23 protein-coding genes and 2 pseudogenes are annotated in these 22876 nt (G+C 52.9%); all 25 read left to right on the top strand.

Translation table 11 applies throughout. The features are described from left to right. Positions 1-35: 35 nt before the first annotated feature. A complete protein-coding gene (locus tag ACQG11_RS21785) occupies positions 36-1025 on the top strand; it encodes a terminase small subunit (RefSeq protein ID WP_426728802.1) in 990 nt (329 codons plus the stop codon). Then, positions 1003-2310, top strand: a complete 1308-nt coding sequence (locus tag ACQG11_RS21780; protein WP_426728801.1) for a terminase large subunit domain-containing protein — start codon at positions 1003-1005, stop codon at positions 2308-2310. The genes ACQG11_RS21785 and ACQG11_RS21780 overlap by 23 nt, the downstream gene beginning before the upstream one ends. A gap of 1 nt (position 2311) precedes the next feature. After that, positions 2312-3700, top strand: coding sequence for a DUF4055 domain-containing protein (locus ACQG11_RS21775; RefSeq protein ID WP_426728800.1), 1389 nt, complete (start codon positions 2312-2314; stop codon positions 3698-3700). Between the two features lies 1 nt (position 3701). Further along, positions 3702-4799 (top strand): phage minor head protein, encoded by a 1098-nt coding sequence (locus tag ACQG11_RS21770; RefSeq protein ID WP_426728799.1) that lies wholly within the window; start codon positions 3702-3704, stop codon positions 4797-4799. 80 nt (positions 4800-4879) lie between these two features. Further along, the gene (locus ACQG11_RS21765) at positions 4880-5650 is read left to right on the top strand and encodes a hypothetical protein (protein WP_118283747.1); all 771 of its coding nucleotides are present in this window, start codon (positions 4880-4882) and stop codon (positions 5648-5650) included. An 11-nt stretch (positions 5651-5661) separates the two neighbouring features. Next, complete coding sequence (locus tag ACQG11_RS21760) at positions 5662-6615, top strand: major capsid protein (RefSeq protein WP_341495214.1); 954 nt, start codon at positions 5662-5664, stop codon at positions 6613-6615. Beyond that, positions 6540-6896 (top strand): Ig-like domain-containing protein, encoded by a 357-nt coding sequence (locus ACQG11_RS21755; RefSeq protein WP_426728907.1) that lies wholly within the window; start codon positions 6540-6542, stop codon positions 6894-6896. The genes ACQG11_RS21760 and ACQG11_RS21755 overlap by 76 nt, the downstream gene beginning before the upstream one ends. Before the next feature lie 36 nt (positions 6897-6932). Beyond that, entirely contained in the window at positions 6933-7415 is a 483-nt protein-coding gene (locus tag ACQG11_RS21750; protein WP_426728798.1) for a DnaT-like ssDNA-binding protein, read from the top strand. Position 7416: 1 nt separating this feature from the next. Beyond that, entirely contained in the window at positions 7417-7767 is a 351-nt protein-coding gene (locus tag ACQG11_RS21745) for a hypothetical protein (RefSeq protein ID WP_426728797.1), read from the top strand. A 1-nt stretch (position 7768) separates the two neighbouring features. Further along, positions 7769-8353 (top strand): hypothetical protein, encoded by a 585-nt coding sequence (locus tag ACQG11_RS21740; protein WP_426728796.1) that lies wholly within the window; start codon positions 7769-7771, stop codon positions 8351-8353. Beyond that, on the top strand, positions 8350-8760 hold the full coding sequence (locus tag ACQG11_RS21735) for a DUF4128 domain-containing protein (RefSeq protein WP_426728795.1): 411 nt from the start codon (positions 8350-8352) through the stop codon (positions 8758-8760). Before ACQG11_RS21740 ends, ACQG11_RS21735 begins: the two co-directional genes overlap by 4 nt. Positions 8761-8828: 68 nt before the next feature. Next, positions 8829-9500 (top strand): phage tail protein, encoded by a 672-nt coding sequence (locus ACQG11_RS21730; protein ID WP_049136381.1) that lies wholly within the window; start codon positions 8829-8831, stop codon positions 9498-9500. Between the two features lie 64 nt (positions 9501-9564). Then, positions 9565-9876: a phage tail assembly chaperone gene (locus tag ACQG11_RS21725; protein ID WP_426728794.1), complete on the top strand. Its 312-nt coding sequence runs from the start codon at positions 9565-9567 to the stop codon at positions 9874-9876. Next, the gene (locus ACQG11_RS21720) at positions 9873-10187 is read left to right on the top strand and encodes a DUF1799 domain-containing protein (RefSeq protein ID WP_032645632.1); all 315 of its coding nucleotides are present in this window, start codon (positions 9873-9875) and stop codon (positions 10185-10187) included. The genes ACQG11_RS21725 and ACQG11_RS21720 overlap by 4 nt, the downstream gene beginning before the upstream one ends. Next, positions 10184-13096, top strand: coding sequence for a phage tail tape measure protein (locus ACQG11_RS21715; RefSeq protein WP_426728793.1), 2913 nt, complete (start codon positions 10184-10186; stop codon positions 13094-13096). The genes ACQG11_RS21720 and ACQG11_RS21715 overlap by 4 nt, the downstream gene beginning before the upstream one ends. A 74-nt stretch (positions 13097-13170) precedes the next feature. Beyond that, entirely contained in the window at positions 13171-13524 is a 354-nt protein-coding gene (locus ACQG11_RS21710) for a hypothetical protein (protein WP_020690998.1), read from the top strand. Positions 13525-13580: 56 nt separating this feature from the next. Continuing rightward, positions 13581-13928, top strand: coding sequence for a phage tail protein (locus tag ACQG11_RS21705; RefSeq protein ID WP_015570921.1), 348 nt, complete (start codon positions 13581-13583; stop codon positions 13926-13928). Continuing rightward, positions 13925-14680, top strand: a complete 756-nt coding sequence (locus tag ACQG11_RS21700) for a phage minor tail protein L (RefSeq protein WP_426728792.1) — start codon at positions 13925-13927, stop codon at positions 14678-14680. Before ACQG11_RS21705 ends, ACQG11_RS21700 begins: the two co-directional genes overlap by 4 nt. Before the next feature lies 1 nt (position 14681). After that, complete coding sequence (locus ACQG11_RS21695; RefSeq protein WP_426728791.1) at positions 14682-15392, top strand: C40 family peptidase; 711 nt, start codon at positions 14682-14684, stop codon at positions 15390-15392. Between the two features lie 32 nt (positions 15393-15424). Continuing rightward, positions 15425-16053 (top strand): annotated as a pseudogene (locus ACQG11_RS21690) (tail assembly protein). A gap of 44 nt (positions 16054-16097) precedes the next feature. Then, positions 16098-16859: a putative phage abortive infection protein gene (locus ACQG11_RS21685; RefSeq protein ID WP_063868646.1), complete on the top strand. Its 762-nt coding sequence runs from the start codon at positions 16098-16100 to the stop codon at positions 16857-16859. Between the two features lie 58 nt (positions 16860-16917). After that, a complete protein-coding gene (locus ACQG11_RS21680) occupies positions 16918-20472 on the top strand; it encodes a host specificity protein J (protein WP_426728790.1) in 3555 nt (1184 codons plus the stop codon). A 41-nt stretch (positions 20473-20513) separates the two neighbouring features. After that, on the top strand, positions 20514-20828 hold the full coding sequence (locus ACQG11_RS21675) for a hypothetical protein (protein ID WP_017694302.1): 315 nt from the start codon (positions 20514-20516) through the stop codon (positions 20826-20828). Positions 20829-21594: 766 nt separating this feature from the next. Further along, positions 21595-21829 (top strand): annotated as a pseudogene (gene cor / locus ACQG11_RS21670) (phage exclusion lipoprotein Cor). Between the two features lie 58 nt (positions 21830-21887). Continuing rightward, positions 21888-22553 carry a hypothetical protein gene (locus tag ACQG11_RS21665; protein WP_426728789.1) on the top strand — a complete coding sequence of 222 codons (666 nt, stop codon included), beginning with the start codon at positions 21888-21890 and terminating at the stop codon, positions 22551-22553. The last annotated feature ends 323 nt before the right edge of the window (positions 22554-22876 follow it).

Raw genomic sequence — 22876 nt, 5'->3', positions numbered from 1 at the left:
TGGCATTTGCTGGTGGCTTTTTTATTGGAGTAGAGATGGCAAAACCGGACTGGGGCGAGCTTCAGCAACGGTTCCTGTCCGAACATGCCGCAACCGGCGTATCACCAAAGGAATGGTGTGAAGCGCAGGGACTGAACTACGCTACCGCCCGTCGATATATCAAAAAACCTTCTGCGCACACTGCGCAAAAACCTGCGCAGAAAAAAATGCGCACTGCGCAGAAAGATAAAAGCGCAAATGAGCTGGTGGATGATGATGGACTTACTGCTCAGCAGCGCTTATTTGTCGCGGAGTACCTAAAGGACAACAACGCCACCGCTGCCGCTGCACGTGCTGGTTATAGTGATCCAAACTACGGTCGTCAGCTCATAACGAATCCTAACGTTGCGCAGGCCATTGCACAGCAGCAGAAAGCCTCCATTGCGCGCACGCTTGGCAGTGCCGATGAAGTCCTCGCGCAGATGTGGCAGCTCGCCACCTTCGATGCAAATCAACTCTCACAATACCGCCGCGGCGCGTGTCGTTACTGCTGGGGATTCGGCCACCAATACCAGTGGCGTGATGCTGTAGAGTTTGAAGAGAAGCTCGCTGAGGCTTTAGCGAAAAAAGGTAAAGAGCCAAATGATAGGGGCGGCTATGGCTACGATCACACCCGAGAGCCTAACCCAGGCTGTCCGCGCTGCAACGGCGATGGTATTGGCCAGCCGTATTTCGCCGACACCCGGAAACTCTCCCCCGTTGCGGCTCTGGCTTATTCCGGTGTGAAGCTGGGGAAGAACGGCGTCGAGATAACCGCTATCAGCCGTGAGCGAATGTTCGAAGCGGTAATGAAGCGGCTCGGCCTGGCGGATAGCGAATTCGCTCAGCAACTCCAGCAGATCGAAATTGACCGCCGGTTGCTGGAGGTGGAAAAACTCCGCAAAGAGCTGGCCGGTGATGGTGATGATGACGAACCGACCCCAGTGCAGATCAATATCAACGTAGTGGACGCGAGGGCGGAAGATGGGGATCAGCCCGACACTTAACATTCCTCAGGCGCGCTTCCTCGCGATGGAACACAAGTTTAAAGCCTACGTTGCCGGGTTCGGTTCCGGTAAGACGTGGGTGGGTTGTGGCGGCATCTGTAAGGGGATGTGGGAGCACCCTAAAATCAACCAGGGCTACTTCGCGCCAACTTACCCGCAGATTCGTGACATCTTCTATCCGACGATCGAAGAGGTGGCCTTTGACTGGGGGCTGAGCGTCAAAATCAATGAGGGGAACAAAGAGGTTCACTTCTACGAGGGGCGACGATACCGCGGGACCACAATTTGCCGCTCGATGGAGAAGCCCGGCTCGATAGTTGGTTTCAAAATCGGTAACGCGATGGTGGATGAGTTGGACGTTATGGCGGCTGCCAAAGCGCAGCAGGCGTGGCGAAAAATCATCGCCCGTATGCGTTATAAAGTTGATGGGCTGCGTAATGGTATTGACGTCACGACCACGCCAGAAGGGTTCAAATTCGTCTACCAGCAGTTCGTGAAGGCGGTGCGTGAAAAGCCCGAGCTTTTTGCTCTGTACGGTCTGATACAGGCCAGTACGTTCGACAACGCGAAGAACCTGCCCCCGGATTACATCCCGTCGCTGCTGAGTTCTTATCCTGATGAACTTATTCAGGCTTACCTGCGCGGGAAGTTCACGAATCTCAACAGCGGGACCATTTACCACACCTTTAACCGTAAGCTGAACAACTGTTCTGACGAGATTCAGGATGGGGATCCGCTGTTTATCGGTATGGACTTCAACGTTGGAAAAATGGCCGCGATTGTTCACGTAAAGCGTAACGGGCTGCCGCGCGCGGTTCGCGAGCTGGTGAAGGTCTACGACACGCCAGCGATGATTAAGCGCATTCAGGAAGAGTTCTGGCGCTATGAGAACGGTCGCTACGTAAAGAGCCGGGAGATTTACATCTATCCGGATGCGTCAGGCGACTCCCGCAAATCCCAGAACGCCAGCAAGACCGATATTGCTCAGCTCAACGATGCCGGATTCAGCGTCATTGTTGATGATGCCAACCCGCCGGTTAAAGACCGCATCAACTCGATGAATGCTATGTTCTGTAACGCCAGCGGCGAGCGCCGCTATCTGGTTAACGTTCAGAACTGCCCGGTTTACACCGAGAGCCTCGAGCAGCAAATCTGGGCGGCTAATGGCGAACCAGACAAGTCAGCAGATAACGATCACCCCAATGATGCTGGCGGGTACTTCATCGTGAAGGATTACCCGATCGTGAAGCCGGCATACTCAATCACCATGGACACCACTTTCTGATATGGCAAACGACGACATCACCTGGGTTCGACCAGAACACCGGGCGGCTTCTGCTGCCTGGAGGAAATACAGGGACTTCTGCAAAGGAGCTGAGGCCGTAAAAGCGGCGGGTAATAAGTATCTGCCTTATCTCGACCCAACCGATAAATCCACACGCAATCGCAAGCGCAATGAGGACTATCTAAGCCGTGCGGTGTTCTACGCCATTGCAGGTAATACGAAGATCGGCATGCTTGGCATGGCATATCGAAAGGATCCCACCTTTAACGGCCCGGAAAAGCTCAAATACCTGTTAGACAATGCTGACGGGGCCGGCACCAGTATTTACCAGCAGTCGCAGCTGGTGACTGAGAACGTGCTGGAGGTTGCGCGAGAAGGCATTTATGTCGATTACGCTGAAGAGTCCGACGAAGCGATCATTCTTCGTTATCCGGCAGAGAACATCATCAACTGGCGAACGAAGCGCATTAACGGACGCGATCAGCTGGTGCTGGTGGTCCTGCGCGAATGCGTAGAAGAGCCGGATGGTTACGCTTACAAGGACGAAATTCAGTACCGCGAGCTGGCGCTGGAAGAAGGGAAGTTTATCTGCCGGGTATGGCGCCGGGCAGGTGGCACAGCAAGCGGAACCTACACCGTCGACAGCGAATATCATCCTAAGCCCAAAGGAAAGGACTACTGGGATGAAATTCCGTTTACCTTTGTCGGCGCCCAGAACAACGATCCCACTATCGATGACTCTCCGCTGGCTGCGCTGGTGGAAATAAACCACGGTCATTATCGTAACAGTGCTGACTATGAGGACAGCGTGTGGTTCTGTGGCCAGGTGCAGCCGTACATGACTGGGCTCGATACCGGCTGGCGCGATCACCTCGAGAAGAAGGGCGTGAAAATTGGTTCCCGATCACCGCTTTTGCTTCCCAAGGAGGGCTCGTTTGGCTATGCCCAGGCGCAGCCGAACATGCTGGCTAAAGAGGCCATGGACAGTAAGCGCGATTACATGGTGCAGCTGGGTGCCCGGCTGATTGAGCAGAACGCCACGGCGAAGACTGCTACCCAGGCTAGCGGTGAGCAAACATCCTCAACATCAGTGCTTGGTATCTGCGTCTCAAACGTTTCTGAGGCCTATACGCTGGCGCTGGGATGGTGTGCAAAATACCTCGGCATTAAAGGAGAATCGACGAGCTACACCATCAATCAGGAATTCATCGCGAAGGTTGCTGAGTCGGGCATGGTGACGGCAATCATCAACGCCTGGCAGTCCGGTGCGCTTCGCGATAGCGATATGATTCGCGCGCTGCAGAAGCTTGATCTCATTGACCCGGCTGACAGCCCGGACGAGGTTATTGATGCGCTTCGCAATCAGGCGCCAACGTTGACGGGAGGCTGATATGCCCACCATTAACGAAAGCCTGCGTGATGAATCGATCACACATTCCGTCTGGTTAAGCCGCTACGCCACCGGCGTGGCAAACCGGATGGTGAAGTTGCTTAACGAGACGGATGCTGACCTGTCGGCACGTCTACTGGATGCGCTGGACAGATTGCCTCCTGAGAGCTTCACCGTTAGCCGTCTGCAGAGTTTACTGGGCAGCGTGCGTGAGCTTAACCATCAGGCCGTAGCCACCTTGCAGGCAGGGCTCGAGAGTGAACTGGTGGCGCTGGCAAAGAACGAAGCCAGTTATCAGCTGAGCCTGTTCGACTCCCTTCTGCCATCACAGGTTCTGTCTCACTATCCGCTGCAGGGCATTACAGCCGATATGGTGTATGCCGCGGCGATGGCGCAACCCTTTCAGGGGAGGCTACTGAGTGAGTGGGCGGATAATCTGGAGTCGGACAGGCTGGCGCGGATCGTTAACGCCGTACGTCGGGGGTATCTTGCCGGCGACACGGTAGAGACTATCGCACGCAATGTTCGCGGACACGCCAACAAAGACTATCGCGACGGCGCGCTGCAGATGAGCAGGGCAAACGCCGCAAGCATCGCTAAAACAGCCGTGAATCATTTGGCTGCCACAGCACGTAACAGCTTCACCAGCGCCAACAGCGATATCGTGAAAGGTAAACAGTGGCTGTCCACGCTGGACAATAAAACCAGCCACGACTGCATTATTCGTGACCTGCTGCGCTACACCCTGGATAACAAACCGGTCGGGCATAAGGTGCCTTACCTGCAGGGACCGGGGAAAATTCATTTTTGCTGTCGTTCTACTGAAACCCTGATTCTCAAGTCCTGGCGCGAACTCGGCATTGATATTGATGAGATGGACGAGGGGAGTCGTGCCAGCATGGATGGACAGGTACCGAGGAAAACCTCGTATCTGGAATGGCTCGCGCGCCAGCCAGCACAACGCCAGGATCAGGTTCTGGGTGCCGAGCGTGGCCGTCTGTTCCGAGCCGGTGAAATCAACCTGGCTGATATGTTCACTGACAAAGGCGAATGGATCAGCCTGGAACGTCTGAAGCAGCTCTCAGGCACAGACAACTAACAATCACATCTTACTCCACGCCCTGGCATCCGCCGGGGCTTTTTTATGGGCGAGGCCCGGCAAAATCCCGAGGGGAAATTATGTTAATTCGAAACATGCTTCTGAAATATTACGCACCTGAAAGCGGCGGTGAGGGCGGCGGTGGCGGTGGTATCGAAATCACTCCTGAAATCCAGAAGCTGATTGATGAGCGCGTGACCAGCGAAGTCACTGGCCTCAAAACGAAAAATAGCGAACTGCTGGGCACAATTAAACAGCAGAAAGAAAACCTGTCCCGCTTTGAAGGTATCGATCCAGACGCTGTACGCGGCATTCTCCAGCGTTTTTCTGACGATGAAGAGGCAAAGCTTATCGCCGCCGGAAAAATTGATGAGGTGCTCGATAAGCGCACCGAGCGTCTGCGAGCTGACGTTGATAAGCAGATTAAAGCCGCAAATGAACGCGCGGACAAAGCCGAAGCGTTCTCCAACAAATTCCGGGACCGCGTCCTGGGTGATGCAATCCGTGCAGCAGCCTCAAAAGCTGGCGCGCTGCCGGAAGCTTCCGACGATCTGATTCTGCGTGCCAAAGGCACATTCCAGCTCAACGACGAAGGCGAGGCCGTAGCAGTTGATGCAAATGGCGATGTTCTGTTCGGTAAAGACGGCAAAACTCCACTAAGCCCGCTTGAGTGGGCGGAGTCTCTTAAGGAGACGGCTCCGCATCTCTTCCCACGCGCAGAAGGCACCGGCGCGGGCGGACACAAACCAAACGGTGGTGGCAGCCTCAAACGTTCCGAAATGAGCGCCAGCGACAAAGCGGACTACATCCGCAAGCATGGCCAACAGGCCTTCCTCAAACTTCCGAAATAAGGGATTAACCCATGTCTACCACTGTTAATAGTGACCTGATTATTTATGACGATCTGGCGCAGACCGCTTTCCTCGAGCGCCGCCAGGACAACTTGGCAATTTTCAACGCGTCCTCCAACGGAGCGATCCTTCTGGATAACGAGCTGATTGAAGGCGATTTCCGCAAGCGAGCGTTCTACAAGGTGGGCGGCTCCATTGAATCGCGCAATGTGAACTCTGTCGATAAAGTCACAGGTAAAAAAATCGGTGCCGGTGAAGCGGTATCCGTTAAGGCACCATGGAAATACGGCCCGTATGAAACCACGGAAGAAGCTTTTAAGCGCCGTGGTCGCTCCGTTGATGAGTTCTCTGAAGTAATCGGCGTTGATGTCGCAGATGCCACGCTGGAAGGCTACGTGAAATACGGCCTGAAAGCGCTTACGGCTGCCATCGGCGCAAACGCGGATATGGTGGTCACCGCCGATATCGAAACAGACGGCAAGAAGACCCTGACGCGCGGCCTGCGCAAATATGGGGACAAGTTTAACCGCGTGGTCCTGTTCGTGATGCACTCTGCCACCTACTTCGACATTGTTGATGAGGCGATTGCCAACAAAATCTACGAAGAAGCGGGCGTGGTGGTTTACGGCGGGCAGCCGGGCACGCTGGGTAAACCTGTGCTGGTGACCGACACCATGGACGCTGATGCGATCCTTGGGCTGGTAGCTGGTGCGGTTACCGTTACCGAGTCTCAGGCGCCGGGCTTCCGTTCCTACGACATCAACGACCAGGAAAACTTGGCTATCGGATACCGCGCTGAAGGCGTGGTGAACGTTGATCTGCTGGGCTACAGCTGGGATACAGCCAAAGGTGATAACCCTGACCTGACCGCCATCGGCACTGCGGGCAACTGGAAGAAACACTTCACCAGCAACAAATCTACGGCAGGCGTGCTGATCAAACTGGAATCCGCAGTGGGGGAGTAACGCTGTCAGCGGATAAAACCTCCGCAACTGCTGACAGCACAGACGCGGTCACTGTTTCTCTGAAGTACACGCTGAATGGCTCCGGTGTATCCGGTAAAACCGTCGCGTGGACGTCCACTGGTGGCGTGCTTAGCACGGCCAGTTCTCAAACCGGCTCTGCTGGTGGTGCAACGGTGAAACTTACATCAGACGTTGCTGGCACCTTCACGGTAACCGGCACGGTTGAAGGAGTGGCGAAAACCACGGATGAGATCACCTTCACTGCTCCTGCCGAGGAATAACGAATGGGGCGAAAGCCCCATAAACAGGATGATTCGATGATCAATACCGATATCACCTCTCCTGATGCCAACAGCTACGCCAGTGAAGATGATCTTTCCTCATTTGCGGAAATACGCGGCATTGAACTGCCTGACAAACTCACACCTTTGTTGATTAAGGCCATGGATTACCTGGAAGGGCTGGACTGGGTTGGCTCAAAAGCTGACCCGAGACAGGCTCTGGCATGGCCACGCGTGAATGTCGTTCAGGATGAACATGATTTCCCACCGGATGAAGTTCCACGGCAGGTTATAACCGCGCAGTGCATGCTGGCGGTAGAGGCAATCGACGGCGATTTACTCTCCAGCGTGCGCGAAGCCGCTGTGAAAACTGAACGTGTGGAAGGTGCTGTAACCATGACCTACGCGGTCGCAGATGGCGAAGTCTTCACGCCGTCCTATCCTGCTGTCATGGCGCTGCTGGGCGACCTTGCTGGTGGTCGTGGTTACGCCATCAATGCATTTGCTGAGAGGGCCTGATATGGCGATTGATTACCAACGTATGCAGGCCAGAACGACCCACATGCTCAGGCAGAACGGCGCGACGTACAACGTCACCCGTAAAGGCTCGGTTATGGTTATCGGCGGCGTTGAGCATAAAACTGAAGCGGTCCGTTTTACTGCTGTGGGCGTGAAGACCGAATACGCACCAGGCGAAATTGATGGAACGGTCATCGTTAATGGCGACGTGCAGATCGTTTTTACGGCAGAGCAGGAAATTAAAATCGGTGATGTGGTTGACATTGACGGCACAGCCTACCGTGTTGTCAAACCGAACCCGGCAAAACCTGCCGTACTGGTGCTCTGCTACAAAGCGCAACTGAGGGCCTAACATGGGCGATAACGCGGCTTTTCTGGCTGAAATCACGGCTTTCGTTAACAAGGCGAAAACGAATCAGGAAGCAGTGGTGCGCGCCGTCGGAATCAAAATTCTTAACCAGCTGGTGGTGATGTCCCCAGTGGGCAACCCGGAGTTGTGGGAAGTTAACCAGACAGCCGTTTCCTATAATCGCGCTGTTTACGACCATAACGAAGCGCAGCGCGCCAATTCCGACAACCTGACCAAAACCGGGCGTCTGAAGAAAAAAGCCCGGGTGGTGGATGGGATGGACATCAAAGCACCGCCGGGGTATACGGGCGGACGCTTTCGCGGTAACTGGCAGATATCGTTTGATGCTCCGACAACTGACGAAACAGGGCGAATAGACAAGACCGGCGACCTGACCAAAGCGGCCGGGAACTATACGCTGTCGCTCTTCAAGGTCGGGATGAAGGCCATTTATTTCTGCAACAACGTGCCCTATGCCTACCCGCTTGAAATGGGGCATTCCACACAGGCTCCGGGCGGCATCGTCCGCATAACTGCAGCTGAGTTTCAACGCTTCTTTGAGGAAGCTGTCAGGGAGGTGACTAAGTGATTTCGGATATTGCATCTGCACTGGCCGCCAGATTGGGTACCTGGGCCGATGCCGAGGGAATTTCGGTTGCATGGGAGAACGTGCCGTTTACACCACCTGCTAACGAGATGTACCTGGCCGTTCACGATATGCCCGTTACGCCGCGAACAATCGATCTCGGCTTGCGCTGCCGAACCTATTCTGGCGTATACCAGATTAATGTCGTGGCGCCAGTCGGCTCCGGCCGTACCTCCGTCGTTGACCTGGCGGGCAGAGTAGCTGAATTGTTCCCCGAGGGGCAGGAAATTGCAGGCAAAGACTTTACCTGCTGGATTAGCAGCGCGCCTGGCATATTCCGCGGCGTCCCTTCACCTGTGTCCTATACCGTTCCTGTCAGCCTGAATTATCGGGCAGACATTACCAGCTGATTCCCCTCTGATGTCCCACAACTGACCGGCCTTGAGCCGGTTTTCCCGTTTCTGAAGGAGAAACCATTATGGGCTTTGCACTGCCTAACGGCGCTCATGTCTATCTGGCATCGGGCTACGGCCCGGCCATTACTTTCACCGGCGCGACGAATGCTGAGCACGCGGTGATCACAGTTAGCGCCGCAGACGATATAGCGGTCGGCGATATCGTTCACGTGAACTGCAACTGGTCGGGTATTGATAACGTTATCGCGAAAATCGACGCGATTGCGGAGAATGCTGTAACTCTTCGCAACATCAACACCACCAACAAAAACAAATACGCGGCGGGCGGCGGTTCCGGCTCAATTCGCAAAATCGAAGAATGGACCGAACTGCCACAAATCACTGAGGTATCGAAATCTGGTGGTGATCAGAACACCACGCAGATTCAGTTCCTCAGCGATGATCGCCAGCGCAACCTGAACACCTATAAATCCGCAGTCTCTCAGACCTACTCGATCGCTCACGACTCCACGCTCCCGGTATATCCATTGCTGCGCCAGCTGGACGAAGACGAAGAGACCGTGGCGGCTTACATGTACGTGCCGAAGGCGAAAGAGAACCGTTACTGGGCGGCCACGGCATCTTTTGACGACACGCCTACCACGGCGGTGAACGAGGTCGAAACGGTAAGCGTCGTGCTGAACCTGCAATCGCCTGCGATGACGTTCTACAAGGTGACTGACGCTGCCGCCTAACCCGTCAGAGCTTTCACTATTCTATGCCTCCCTTTGCGGAGGCTTTTTTTCGTAAGAGGTATCAATGGCGACTAAATTCACCCTTCAGCCCAAACCAACCTTCAAGGCCAACGTCTCGATCCCGCGCGCTGGCGATGAAGATGGCGTGCTTACTTTCACGTTTAATCACAAGCCACTTAAAGAGCTGGCTGACCTGGAAAAACTGGAAGGCAAAACCGCCACTGATTTTCTGATGGAAATTATTACTGGCTGGGCGCTCCCCGATACATTCAACGCGGAAAATCTGTCGGTGCTGCTGGAAAACTACCCGGCTGCAATGAAGGCTATCCCTGAAACCTACTATCGCGAACTGATGGGTCAGCGCGAAAAAAACTGATAGCGGTTGCCTCTGCATTCTATACGCCTGAACCCACAGCGGCAGACCTGGCGCCCTATGGGCTTACGCCGGATGACTACGACGATCAGTACATCGACGTCTGGCCAGATGTATGGCCTTCATTCCTGGTGTTTCAGGCTGTCAGCACGCAGTGGCGCACGGGCATGGGAGGTGCATCAGGGCTTGATTACAACGTGCTGCCCTGGGTGATGCGCCTGCACCACGTCGACGACGAGGCAACCGCGCTTTCGGACATCCGAATCATGGAGAGCGCCGCACTAAAAGTTATGCATAAAGAGAGGGCGGAATGAGTAACGACATCGCCACGATTTCCCTGCGCGTAAATACCAGTGAGCTGGAGCGTGGTAACCAGGCACTGGGTCGCTTTCAGGAGACCGCGTCCGCCGCGGCAGGTAAAGCGGATGACCTGAACAGCACGTTCCGCACCGGTATCGATAACCAAAAGAAAAACAGCGAAAGCCTGAAGCAGCAGCGTCAGGAACTGCAGAACCTGCTGAATAAAATCAGCCCGGTAAACAAGGCGCTGGATGAACTGGACACTATCCAGGAGAGCCTGGCGAAATTTCGCGGTAAAGGGCTGGTGGGAGACGAGGATTTTACTCGTTACAACAGCGTGCTTGAGACGACGCGGGTAAAACTGGCACAGGTAATGGAGTCTGAAACCGCAGAGGGGCGGGCCCGCATTGAACAGGCTCAGGCAGCGCAGCGTGCAGCTGCGGCGGGCAAAACCTTTATCGATTCGCTGGAGGAGCAGGTCACAGCAATCGGAAAAACGCGCGCAGAACTGTTAGAGCTAAAAGCTGCCCAACTCGGCGTATCCGATCGTGCTGCACCAATGATCGCAAAGCTGAAAGAGCAGGAGGAAGTGTGGAAGTCTGGGGCTATCAGCGCGGGGCAATACCGCAATGCTATGCGTTATCTCCCGATGCAAATTACCGACATTGTGACCTCACTGGCTTCCGGTATGCCGGTTTATATGGTTGCTATTCAGCAGGGCGGTCAGCTCCGTGACTCGTTTGGCGGTGTAGGCAATGCGCTGAAAGCGATGTTGTCGATGGTGACCCCTGCCCGAGTGGCAATTGGCGGCCTGGCCGGTGCTGTACTGATTGCGGCCAAAGCGGGATCGGACTACTTCACCGCCTACGACGAAATCAACAAGGCCATTATCAGGACTGGCAATATTGCCGGCACGTCAGCGCTCCAGATCATGGCTTCCTCCCAGTCTATTGCTGCATCTACTGGCGCTACTGTAGGTACCGTTCAGAGTTTGATGACTGAGCTGGTTGGCATGGGATCGCTGACACAGCAGCAACTTGAAAAAGCAGCGGGCTCCACGGCGCTGGCGGTTCAGACCGGTATAGTCTCGGCACAGGACATCACCAAAGCCTATAAGGACATCGAAAAAGACCCTGTTAAAGCGCTGCAGAGTCTCAACGAACAATATAATTTCCTGACCGTTTCACAACTTAAGCATGTTGACGATCTGATCAAGCAAAAGGACCAGACCGCTGCCGTTACTCAAGCTATGGATTTGTTTGGCGACACGATGGCAGAGCGCGGAGAGCAGGCTTACGACTCGCTGACGCCATTTGGCCGCCTGTGGCTTGATATCAAGGGATGGGCGTCTGAGGCTATGCAGAGCATCGGTCAGTGGGTAGCTGAGCTGGCATCAAACACGCTAAAGGAATTTAACGCGATTTATTACAGCGTCGCGATAGTTTTCCAGAAGCTGAACCAGATTATTTCTTCTTCTATCGCGGCTGCGATTAATCTCGTTCCTGACTGGGCGAAAACGGATACGTTGCAGGGATGGCAGGACTATAACGAAAAAATGGCCGGAGCTTATGGTAACAGCGTATCTCAGCTGAAAAAGGACTGGGACGCAGCTGACATTAGCGCAGGCAAGTACCTCGATACATCCCGCAAAATAAGCGCCGCGACCACTCAGAAGGATCGGGAAGCAGTCGCTTCGTTTGGCAAAAAAACTAAAACAGGAAAACAGGGTACTGTATCGGCTGGCGACCGCAGTACTGACGCTGCTCAGGCCGAATTGCTGGCGCTTCATGCGCAGTTGCGTGCTCTTCAGCAGCATAAAGGGCTGAACGACTCTATCAGCCAGCAGCGCAAAGATCTGTGGACGACTGAAGCGAAATTTCAGGTGCTGGAGGAGGCCTCGCGTTCACGTTCCCTGACAAAGCAGGAACAATCCCTGCTGGCGAGTAAAGACCAGGTGCTTCAGTTGGCACGGCAGAAAGCCCTGTTAGGTGATCAGATTACCGAACAGGAACAGCTGAACAAGCGAATGGATACCTCGCAGAAATACGTCACGCAGATGGCAGAGAAGCAGGCTGCTTTGGTCGGTGGAGCTGGAATGAGCGATCGGTTAGCTCAGCGTGAACTCGCGAAAAGTCAGCTTGCCGCAGGTTGGGTGAACGCCGGCGGTTCTCTGGAGGACGTTGGTTATCAGAAGCAGCTCAAAGCGGCGAATAATTACTATGCCGCAGAGGACAGGTTGCGTGGCGACTGGTTGACCGGCGCGAAAAAGGGCTGGGCTGAATTTGAGGACTCCGCAACCAATGTTTACTCACAAGTGCAGACACTTACCAGCAATGCATTCACCGGTATGGCCAGCACTATTACAGATTTTTTTACCACTGGAAAAGCTAACTTCTCAGATTTCCTGACAACCTTTTTGAAAGGAACAGCCCAGATGCTGACACAGTTGGCGCTGGTTAACGGAATGAAGTCTGCGTTTGGGGGGACATCATTTGGTTCATTTTTCGGATTTTCTAGTGGCGGCGCAGTTCCGGAATTCGATACTGGCGGCTACACAGGGGTTGGAGGAAAGTATCAGCCAAAAGGCGTGGTGCATGGTGGCGAATTCGTCTTCACCAAAGAGGCAACAAGTGCGCTGGGGGTTGGAAACCTCTATTCACTTATGCGAAGCGCACAGGGTTATGCAAATGGCGGTTATGTTGGCCACGCTCCGATGTATAGGCTTCAGTCATCATCGGCCGGTGGGGTAAGTATTCAAACGTCCGTAGTTGTTCAAAACCAAAATTCACAGCAGCAGACTTCTGCAAATAACGATGCTGTTTCTCGCGCTTACAAACAGACTATTGATCAATCTGTTCGGGCAGGTATTGCGAAACAACTTCAGCCTGGTGGGCTCATCTGGAATGCAACAAAATCAAGATAAGAGACATGGTGTTTGTTTTATCACATTATTCATCATGTTAAGGTGTTTCCGATTGCAATCAAAGGAAACTTAAAATGAAGAAGGTAGTGGCTTTAGCTCTTGGGGCTTTAATGTTGTCTGGCTGTACTGTTCGTGTTGCTGATATGACCGTTGGTAGTACTAAAAATTACAACCTGAACGCAGCTAAGTTTGAAAAAGGTCAACGTGTGACTGGTGAAGACAAAGCTCCAATTGTTATTTTCCCGCTGGGCATTCCAAGCGTTAAAACTGCAATGGATCGGGCTATTGAAAAAGACAAGTGTTCCGTAGGCCTAAGCGATGTTGTTATTTATCAATTAAACCACGCATTTCTGTTCGGCACATATGGTTACCGTGTTGAAGGCACGCAGATTATCGACAAGTCTCAGCTTGGTTGTGAAACCCGCTAATTTCCTTCTCATATTGTCACAAGCCACCTTCGGGTGGCTTTTTTTATGGAGCAAACATGGCACTGGAAACGTTCACTTGGCGAACGCAGATACAGGCGGGAATGGAAGGAACGTTTAGCCATAAAACCCGCTCTGCAACCTTTGGCGATGGCTATGAGCAGATTGCAGGGGAAGGCATCAACCCTGAAAAGCAGTCATGGCCTGTAACCCTAACGGGCAAAAAAACGGACATGCTCCAGGCCCTTAAATTCTTTCGTTCTCACGTTATAAAGTCATTCATCTGGACATCGCCAGTTGGCGAAACTGGGCTCTACCGGATTGAGGCCGAATCAATCAAGTCACAGCCCTTATCCAGCAACGTTCTGACCATTTCCGCAACTTTCAAACAGGCGTACGCACCATGATCACAGCAGACTATCAAAGCCTTGAGCCCGGTAATAAAGTCCGGCTTATCGAAGTTGATGGCTCTACGTTCGGCGTGGATGATGTACTGCGAATTCACGCATACAACCTCCCGCACACAGAAGAAGAAATCGCTGCCGCTGGTGGCGATGAATCAAAGCTGAAGGCGAAAAGTATCTGGTGGCAGGGGGAGGAATATGCCGCCTGGCCGTATCAAATAGAAGGGCTTGAAGCCTCCACAGACGGCAACAGTGCCCAGCCAACACTCACGGTTGCAGATATCGATAGCAAGATTACTGCGCTGTGCCTTGCTTATGACGATATGCTACAGACGAAAGTCACTATCCATGACACTTATTCGCATTATCTCGATGCGAAGAACTTCCCAGCAGGTAACGCAACAGCTGATCCGCAACAGGTCAGAAAACGAGTTTTTTACATTGATGGTAAAAGCAGCGAAATTCCGGGCGAAAGTATCGAATTCGTACTCGATAGCCCGATGTCGTTGCAGGGTAAGATGATCCCCACGCGCCAGCTTCATTCCCTGTGTACCTGGTGCATGCGCAATAAGTACCGAACCGGTGACGGTTGCGATTATGCCGGAACCAGATACTTCGATAACAACAATAATCCTGTCGATGATCCCTCGCTTGATGTCTGTAACGGCACGCTCACGGCGTGCAAACTTCGCTTCGGAGAGAATGAAGAACTGCCGTTTGGTGGTTTCCCGGGAACGTCTTTGATCAGGAGCTGATATGCGTCAGAAAACCATTGATGCAATTATGGCCCATGCTGCAGCTGAGTATCCTCGCGAGTGCTGCGGCGTGGTGGCGCAGAAAAGCCGTGTTGAACGTTATTTCCCGTGCCGGAATCTTGCCGCGGCGCCGGAGGATAATTTTGTACTTTGCCCCGAAGACTATGCAGCTGCTGAGGACTGGGGGAGGGTGATCGCCATCGCTCACAGTCACCCAGATGCCTCGACGCAACCGAGCGAACTGGATAAAGCGCAATGTGATGCAACCCTTTTACCCTGGCATATCGTGAGCTGGCCGGAGGGAGATTTACGGACCATCCAGCCGCGTGGAGAACTGCCGCTGCTCGAGCGCCCGTTTGTGCTTGGTCACTTTGACTGCTGGGGGCTGGTGATGAGCTATTACCGGCAAACGCACGGGATAGAGCTTCACGATTACCGGGTCGATTATCCCTGGTGGGAAAATGACTATCCGGACAACTTCTATCAGGATTGCTGGTATGAGTGCGGATTCCGTGAATTCGACGGGCCGCCAAAACCTGGGGATATGGTGATCATGCAGGTTCAGGCTGATAAGTGGAATCATGCGGGGATTCTGCTGGAAGGCAACATGCTACTGCATCACCTTTATGGGCATCTGAGCCAGCGCGTACCTTATGGCGGTTACTGGCGTGAGCGCACAATGAAAATACTGCGCTTTAAAGACTGTTTCTGATAACTGCCTGTGACAGTTTTTATGGGGGAAAAATGGCTGTATTACTCAATGTTGAGCCGGTCCGCACAATTCGATTATACGGCGTGCTAGGCGCCACCTTCGGGCGTGAATATCGTTTATCAGTAGCTTCACCAAAGGAGGCCATCCGCGCCCTGAGCGTTATCGTGCCGGGGTTTGAGCGTTTCCTGAATACCAGTAAGCAGCGAGGTTTAACTTATGCGGTATTCAGCGGGAAACGAAACCTCTTAAACGATGAGCTCAGTATGGACAGGAGCACAGAGGAAATCCGCATCGCGCCGGTGATCATCGGCAGTAAGCGAGCCGGGGTATTTCAGACAATCCTCGGGGTTGCCCTTGTCGCTGTTGCTGCGTTCGTCACAGGAGGTGCCGCGATCGGGATTGGTGGTACCGCTTTCGCTGGTGGATGGGGAGCAGTGGGGGGATTGGGGCATCAATGGCGATCGGCGGCGTAGTCCAGATGCTTTCTCCACAGACAACCGGTCTCGCCAGTAAGCAATCTGCGGATAACCAAGCCAGCTATGCCTTTGGTGGAGTAACAAACACGACAGCTCAGGGGAATCCGGTACCGCTTCTGTATGGTCGTCGGCGAATCGGCGGCGCGATTATTTCAGCAGGTATTTACGTTGAAGACCAACAGTAGTATGACTAGAAGAAGCGGCATAACAATTAATTTAAGGATTTTTCATGAAGAATCATTTCCCTATTTGGATTGGAGTTGTTTCGGTAGCATCTGTCATTGGGTATGCAGTGTTTTTGATTTTTTTTTCTTGGCCGATAACCTCGATTTCTGAACCGGGGGTTTTTGGAGATAGCTTTGGTGTTCTAACATCTTTGTTTTCTGCGTTAGCTTTTGTTTGCGTTGTATGGACTTTAAATTATCAACGAGAGGAATTTAAACTTCAAAAGCAAGAGTTGGCGGAAAGTAAAAAAGAAATCGCAAAGCAAGGATTCGAGAATTCTTTTTTTCAAATGTTGAAAATACAGAATGATATTGTTGAGGGGATTACATATGAGAAGATAGGCATGATGGAAAAAGATGAGTTCAAGGGAAGAGATGCCTTGAAGGAACTTTCGATAAAACTTCACTCTCAAATAAAATCTCTTGCAAAAAATGCTATTGATTTAGATAGAGTTAAACATTCTTATGAAGCATTCTTTAACGAGGATGGGCATAGGTTGGCTCACTACTTCAGGTTTTTATATAACATTTTCAGGTTCTTATCAGAGGCGGATATTGATAATAAAATGCTATATGCTCGGTTGGTCAGAGCCCAAATATCTAATCAGGAGTTGTTTTTACTTTACTATAACTCATTGACCCCGGCGGGCAGGAAATTCCAAAATTACATTCATGAGTTTAATTTAATGGATAACTTATTGGTTAATGAGTTGGTATGTGAGTCTCATCAGGATTTCCTTCCTGAAGTAAACTTTTATCGCGAATAAAATTGCATTTATCGAATTAGAAGGCCGCCTCCGGGTGGTTTTTTTGGACTCAATCATTATGGATACAGCAACCGCTATAAAAGGCCGAAAGGGCGGCAGCTCTAGTTCCCGCGCCCCTGTCGAGCAGCCCGATGATCTCCAGTCAGTTGCTAAAGCCAAAATTCTTGTTGCATTAGGTGAGGGCGAATTTGCAGGGCAGCTGACGGCGAAAGATATCTACCTGGACGGAACGGCTCTTGAGAATGCTGACGGCTCTCAAAACTTCAGCGGCGTAACGTGGGAATTTCGCGCGGGAACTCAGGCGCAAAAATATATTCAGGGCATACCCGGTACCGAAAACGAAATCAACGTGGGAACTGAGGTATCGAGCGCTACAGCGTGGACGCGCACGTTTACTAATACGCAGCTTTCAGCTGTTCGCCTGCGCCTGAAATGGCCTTCGCTTTTCAAGCAGGAGGACGACGGCGATCTGGTCGGTTACTCGGTTAATTACGCGATTGACCTGCAGACGGACGGCGGCACATGGCAGACGGTACTCAATACCAGCGTGACCGGCAAAACGACGTCAGGTTACGAGCGCAGCCACCGTATTGATTTACCTCAGGCTGGCAGCACCTGGACAATCCGACTCCGTAAGATTACGTCTGATGCCAACAGCGCGAAGATCGGCGACACGATGATGCTGCAGAGCTTCACCGAGGTAATTGACGCCAAATTACGCTATCCAAACACAGCGCTGCTTTATATCGAATTCGATTCCAGCCAGTTTAACGGCTCTATCCCGCAGATCTCCTGCGAGCCCCGCGGCCGCGTTATCCGCGTACCGGATACTTACGACCCCGAAACTCGCACTTATAGCGGTACGTGGGCTGGGACATTTAAATGGGCCTGGACCGATAACCCTGCATGGATTTTCTACGACCTGGTGGTTAGTGACCGTTTCGGACTTGGGGATCGTCTTACAACGGCCAACATAGATAAATGGACGCTCTACCAGGTTGCGCAGTATTGCGATCAAATGGTACCGGATGGCAAAGGCGGAAGTGGTACCGAACCACGATATACCTGCAACGTCTACATTCAGGAACGCAACGACGCTTATACGGTCCTGCGTGATTTTGCTGCCATCTTCCGTGGGATGACCTACTGGGGCGACGACCAGATTGTGGCGCTGGCGGACATGCCGAGAGATGTAGATTTTACATATACGCATGCGAACGTTATTGATGGGCGCTTTACCTATTCCAGCAGCACCACAAAGAACCGTTACACCAATGCGCTGGTATCCTGGTCTGATCCTGATAACGCTTATTCTGATGCGATGGAGCCTGTTTTTGAGCAGGCGCTGGTTGCGCGTTATGGGTTTAATCAACTTGAGATAACTGCGATCGGTTGTACCCGTCAATCAGAAGCGAATCGCAAAGGGCGATGGGGGCTCCTCACCAACAACAAAGATCGCGTTGTTACTTTCAATGTAGGAGAAGATGGCAACATTCCACAGCCTGGCTATGTAATCGCCGTAGCGGACCGAAATCTCTCCGGGCGCGACCTGGGCGGCCGTATCTCTGCGGTGAATGGTCGCGTGCTGACGCTGGACAGGGCGCCGGATGCTTCGGCAGCCGACAGGATGATTGTCAATCTTCCATCGGGTGTTTCACAGTCACGCACCATTCAGTCGATAACGGGCAATAAAGTGACCGTTACGACTGCTTACAGCGAAACGCCTGTGGCTGAGGCCGTATGGGTCATTGAGTCTGATGAGCTCTACGCACAGCAGTATCGCGTTATTACGGTAACTGATAATAATGACGGCACGTTCACAATCGTCGGTGCAAATCACGATCCGGATAAATTCGATCGCATTGATACCGGGGCCATCATTGACCAGCGGCCGGTGAGCGTGATCCCGCCGGGCAACCAGTCGCCGCCTGCGAACATCCTGATCAGCTCGTTTTCTGTGGTGCAGCAAAATATCAGCGTCGAAACGATGCGTGTGAGCTGGGACCAGGCGCAGAACGCTATCGCCTATGAAGCGCAATGGCGCCGCAACGACGGGAACTGGGTTAACGTGCCGCGCAACTCCACCACGTCATTCGACGTCCCCGGGATTTATGCCGGGCGCTACCTGGTGCGCGTACGCGCAATCAATGCCGCAGAAATCTCGTCCGGATGGGGCTATTCAGAAGAGAAAACGCTGACGGGTAAAGTAGGAAATCCACCGAAGCCGGTTGGCTTCATCGCTTCTGAAAATGTGGTTTTCGGTATCGAGCTGAACTGGGGATTCCCGGCGAATACCGACGACACGCTGAAGACGGAAATTCAGTACAGTCTGACCGGTACCGAGGACGATGCGATGCTGCTGGCCGATGTGCCTTACCCGCAGCGTAAATATCAGCAGATGGGCCTTAAGGCTGGGCAGATTTTCTGGTACCGCGCGCAGTTGGTGGACCGCAGCGGCAACGAATCAGGGTACACGGAATGGGTGCGAGGACAGGCCAGCATCGATGTATGCGATATCACCGATGCAATCCTGGAGGACATGAAAGGCTCCGATACGTTCAAAGACCTGATCGAGAACGCGGTAGACAGCAATGAAAAAATTGCTGGCATGGCTAACGACATCAAACAGGCCAATGACGAACTGGAGCAACAGGCGCAGGAAATCGCAAAAAACGCCCAGGATATCGGGAAAGTTCAGACCAGCGTTAATGAGCTTTCCAGCGAGGTCGGAGGGGTATCATCTTCTCTCTCTAAGCTTGAGCAGACAGTGGCGACGGCTGATACCGCGCTGGGCCAGCGCATCGATAACATCAGCGTGTCTGTGGACGGTATGACGGGAGGAGTGAAGAACTCCGCTATCGCAATTATTCAGGGCAACCTGGCGCAGGTGGCGGCGCGCAAAACGCTGTCTGCATCCGTCGCCGGTAACAGCGCTCAGCTGGACCGCATTGATGAGGTGATCGTCAACGAGAAGGAGGCAACGGCGCGTTCGTTGCTGAGTTTGCAGACTGACGTGAACGGCAACAAGGCATCCATCAACAGCCTGAATCAGACGTTCTCCGATTACCAGCAGGCCACGGCCACGCAGATAAACGGAATCACGGCGACCATCAACGGGCATACGTCAGCCATTACCACTAACGCTCAGGCCATAGCGAACGTTAATGGTGATCTGAAAGCGATGTATAACATCAAGGTTGGCGTCGCCAGCAATGGACAGTATTACGCCGCAGGGATGGGGATCGGCGTCGAGAACATGCCATCCGGCATGCAGTCACAGGTCATCTTCCTGGCTGACCGCTTCGCCGTAACGCACCAGGCCGGAGCCACGGTGACCCTTCCGTTCGTTATCCAGAACGGGCAGGTAATTATCAGGGATACGGTAATAGGTGATGCCACTATCACGCGAGCGAAACTGGCTGAAACCATCAGCTCGGTTAACTACGTTCAGAACCAGGCTGGCCTGTCTATAAACTTTAGGACGGGCACGCTTGAAAACTATGGTTCAACCGCGGGGGAAGGGGCGATGAAGCAGACTAATCAGACGATCAGTGTCAAGGATGCCAACAATGTGTTGAGGGTGCAGATCGGGAGAATCACGGGAACATGGTAACGGGAGGCCTCTTACGGGGCCTCTTTTTTCAGGAGAACTGGATGGCGGAATATGGTGTTCAGACATGGGACGCATCAGGCAAGGTAAACAACTATGGCGTTAAGCCTGTCAGCGTTTGTGGCTATCTCCAGCTGGCCCAGAACCAGAAAACAGGCTCTTACACAGTAGCGCTTCCACCGGGTTGCAGGCTGACCTATTTTCAGAGCATGAACGGCGATCAGTTTGGTACGAGTCGGAGGAAGATCACCATTTCGGGGGGAACAGCAACAGTGTCAGCAGTAGGCGATACCGACTACTCAGCAGGGACTGAGCCTGCGGCAGCGGCTTATCTCATTTTCCAGATCGAGAGGGCATAAATGGCGGAGTATGGCGTTTTACTGACGACCACGAGCGGGGAAGTATGGGTGACCGCGAACAGCTCGCCAATCGCTCTTCAGGCGCGAAAGACGAGCGGCACTTCAGGGAACATCGGGGTTTAATACCAAAGTGACGCACACATTCCCGCTGGTCAGCCTGTTGTCGCCTTCGTTCATTGCACGGTTGAGGTCGAAATCACTCAGACGATAAGCGGGAACACCATCACGATTGATTTTCTCAGACCGAATGCAACCGGCACAGCGTACGTTTATTTTTTCTCTATTTTCCCGCAGACAAAGCCAGACTACGGACTGGCTGTTTGGGATGCATCAGGGACGCTGATTTTAACAAACGAAACGCGCACGCTGAGCGATGTAGTCACCCTCGGTACCGCCGGGGTGGATGCCAGCTCAGGATATAACATCAATACAACTCTGGCGGGGAGTGGGCCTGTATGCCTGCCATGCTGGGGCTAATTACCGGGGTTATATCGGCTGGCGGTCAACCGCAGCCCTACTCGGCCATATACAAGAGCATGGCAAAACTCAGGAGAGCATCGGCGGTCTGGCAGGAAAAACAGCCACGGCAAACTTCAGACGCTGATTACTAAATATTTCAACATCATTATGGGTATTCAACGTGCCCAACTATGATTGATCGTTTTTGAACGATCAATTTCGAATAATTGATCTACCAAATCAATTATATCCCGTTGATTCATATTGTTATTGTGTGGCTTCATGAATGCCCTGGGATATAACCACTATGAAAAATATGATTCTTTGCCTGGCGGTAGCGGTATTGCTCTCCGGTTGCACTGGCGTTATTGAGAAACAGCAACCCGTATGCACCGGAACGGCCCTGGTCGGCGGACAGGAAAGCAGCGTCCAGATCTACGGAGTCCGTAAACAAAACAATCAGACGCAGTACCGCGCCGGTTATCCCTTCAACTGGTCATGGGTGAGCACCGAATACGTTCACCAGCACCACCTGCCACTAACCCATTCAGTTTTGAACAAACGCCGCTCCGGCGGGGTTTTTTACTGCCTGGAGAAAATATGCTTTATAACACTGGCACCATCGCCATTAACGGAAATACAGCCACCGGCGCTGGCACGAACTGGACGGCACCGGCCAGCCAGATTCGGGTTGGCCAGACGTTGTTTGTTCTTTGCAGCCCGGTACCGATGTTTCAGATCACCGCCATCAACAGTGCGACGTCACTGACGGTTACGCCTGCCGCGTCTCCGGCGCTGAGCGGCCAGAAGTATGGAATTCTTGTGTCGGACATTATCTCAGTCGACGGCCTGGCCCAGGCGATGTCTCAGCTCATCAACGAGTATAAAACCAGGAACATCGGCGCCTGGGAGACGTTCGCCACCACCTCAGCAAACCAGAACATCACCGTTACCATCAACGGCACTCGTGTAACCATACCGGCGATCGGCAAACTGGTCCAGAAAGGGAGCAATGGTGCGGTTGGAGTTTCCGACGGCGGGACCGGGGCAACGAATGCCGCTGACGCTCGCTCAAACCTCGGTTTGGGAGACAGCGCCACCAGGACTGTCGGAACGGCAGCGGGAACTGTAGCTGCTGGCGATGATTCGCGTCTTAACACCATTGAAGGAAAGTCAGGCGGTACTGTTACAGGAAGCATTATTTCAACGCCAGGTAATGAGGTTGGTGTTGTTACTGGCAGTGGGGGAATAAGGCTATTACTTTAGGTAATGTTGGCTCCGATGGCCCGGCTGAATTATGTTAACTGGCTTTCTGGTAACTATTATTCGGGTACCTGGCGGCTCGGTGCAGTACGCGGCGCGGGAACCGATTTAGCTCGGGTACAAATGAACATATTTGACGGTGAGCTTTTCCGGTGCTGATTTCCGCTGGTACCCTTATGGTGCCTTTCAGTCTAAAAGTCATATCGGCCCGGGAGAGGGGTACGGCGGTGGTTATCAGGATATTGTGAACGGTTATAGCACAAACACAGCGTTTTCACGCCCGAACCTATCTACCCCTAACGATAGTGGATTTGTTCCTTTTGGTA

Source organism: Enterobacter cloacae complex sp. 372C4 (genome assembly GCF_050030615.1).
Classification (GTDB): domain Bacteria; phylum Pseudomonadota; class Gammaproteobacteria; order Enterobacterales; family Enterobacteriaceae; genus Enterobacter; species Enterobacter intestinihominis.
This window is presented reverse-complemented; position numbering and strand designations above follow the sequence as displayed.

Bases quoted from the DNA above. Each gene is read 5' to 3' on its own strand.
- ACQG11_RS21725 (WP_426728794.1), top strand. From the start codon at position 9,565: ATGGCGACTAAATTCACCCTTCAGCCCAAACCAACCTTCAAGGCCAAC.
- ACQG11_RS21705 (WP_015570921.1), top strand. From the start codon at position 13,581: ATGGCACTGGAAACGTTCACTTGGCGAACGCAGATACAGGCGGGAATG.
- ACQG11_RS21780 (WP_426728801.1), top strand. From the start codon at position 1,003: ATGGGGATCAGCCCGACACTTAACATTCCTCAGGCGCGCTTCCTCGCG.
- ACQG11_RS21665 (WP_426728789.1), top strand. From the start codon at position 21,888: ATGCTTTATAACACTGGCACCATCGCCATTAACGGAAATACAGCCACC.
- ACQG11_RS21740 (WP_426728796.1), top strand. From the start codon at position 7,769: ATGGGCGATAACGCGGCTTTTCTGGCTGAAATCACGGCTTTCGTTAAC.
- ACQG11_RS21715 (WP_426728793.1), top strand. From the start codon at position 10,184: ATGAGTAACGACATCGCCACGATTTCCCTGCGCGTAAATACCAGTGAG.
- ACQG11_RS21775 (WP_426728800.1), top strand. From the start codon at position 2,312: ATGGCAAACGACGACATCACCTGGGTTCGACCAGAACACCGGGCGGCT.
- ACQG11_RS21685 (WP_063868646.1), top strand. From the start codon at position 16,098: ATGAAGAATCATTTCCCTATTTGGATTGGAGTTGTTTCGGTAGCATCT.
- ACQG11_RS21700 (WP_426728792.1), top strand. From the start codon at position 13,925: ATGATCACAGCAGACTATCAAAGCCTTGAGCCCGGTAATAAAGTCCGG.
- ACQG11_RS21765 (WP_118283747.1), top strand. From the start codon at position 4,880: ATGTTAATTCGAAACATGCTTCTGAAATATTACGCACCTGAAAGCGGC.
- ACQG11_RS21760 (WP_341495214.1), top strand. From the start codon at position 5,662: ATGTCTACCACTGTTAATAGTGACCTGATTATTTATGACGATCTGGCG.
- ACQG11_RS21680 (WP_426728790.1), top strand. From the start codon at position 16,918: ATGGATACAGCAACCGCTATAAAAGGCCGAAAGGGCGGCAGCTCTAGT.
- ACQG11_RS21730 (WP_049136381.1), top strand. From the start codon at position 8,829: ATGGGCTTTGCACTGCCTAACGGCGCTCATGTCTATCTGGCATCGGGC.
- ACQG11_RS21745 (WP_426728797.1), top strand. From the start codon at position 7,417: ATGGCGATTGATTACCAACGTATGCAGGCCAGAACGACCCACATGCTC.
- ACQG11_RS21695 (WP_426728791.1), top strand. From the start codon at position 14,682: ATGCGTCAGAAAACCATTGATGCAATTATGGCCCATGCTGCAGCTGAG.
- ACQG11_RS21785 (WP_426728802.1), top strand. From the start codon at position 36: ATGGCAAAACCGGACTGGGGCGAGCTTCAGCAACGGTTCCTGTCCGAA.
- ACQG11_RS21750 (WP_426728798.1), top strand. From the start codon at position 6,933: ATGATCAATACCGATATCACCTCTCCTGATGCCAACAGCTACGCCAGT.
- ACQG11_RS21675 (WP_017694302.1), top strand. From the start codon at position 20,514: ATGGCGGAATATGGTGTTCAGACATGGGACGCATCAGGCAAGGTAAAC.
- ACQG11_RS21770 (WP_426728799.1), top strand. From the start codon at position 3,702: ATGCCCACCATTAACGAAAGCCTGCGTGATGAATCGATCACACATTCC.
- ACQG11_RS21710 (WP_020690998.1), top strand. From the start codon at position 13,171: ATGAAGAAGGTAGTGGCTTTAGCTCTTGGGGCTTTAATGTTGTCTGGC.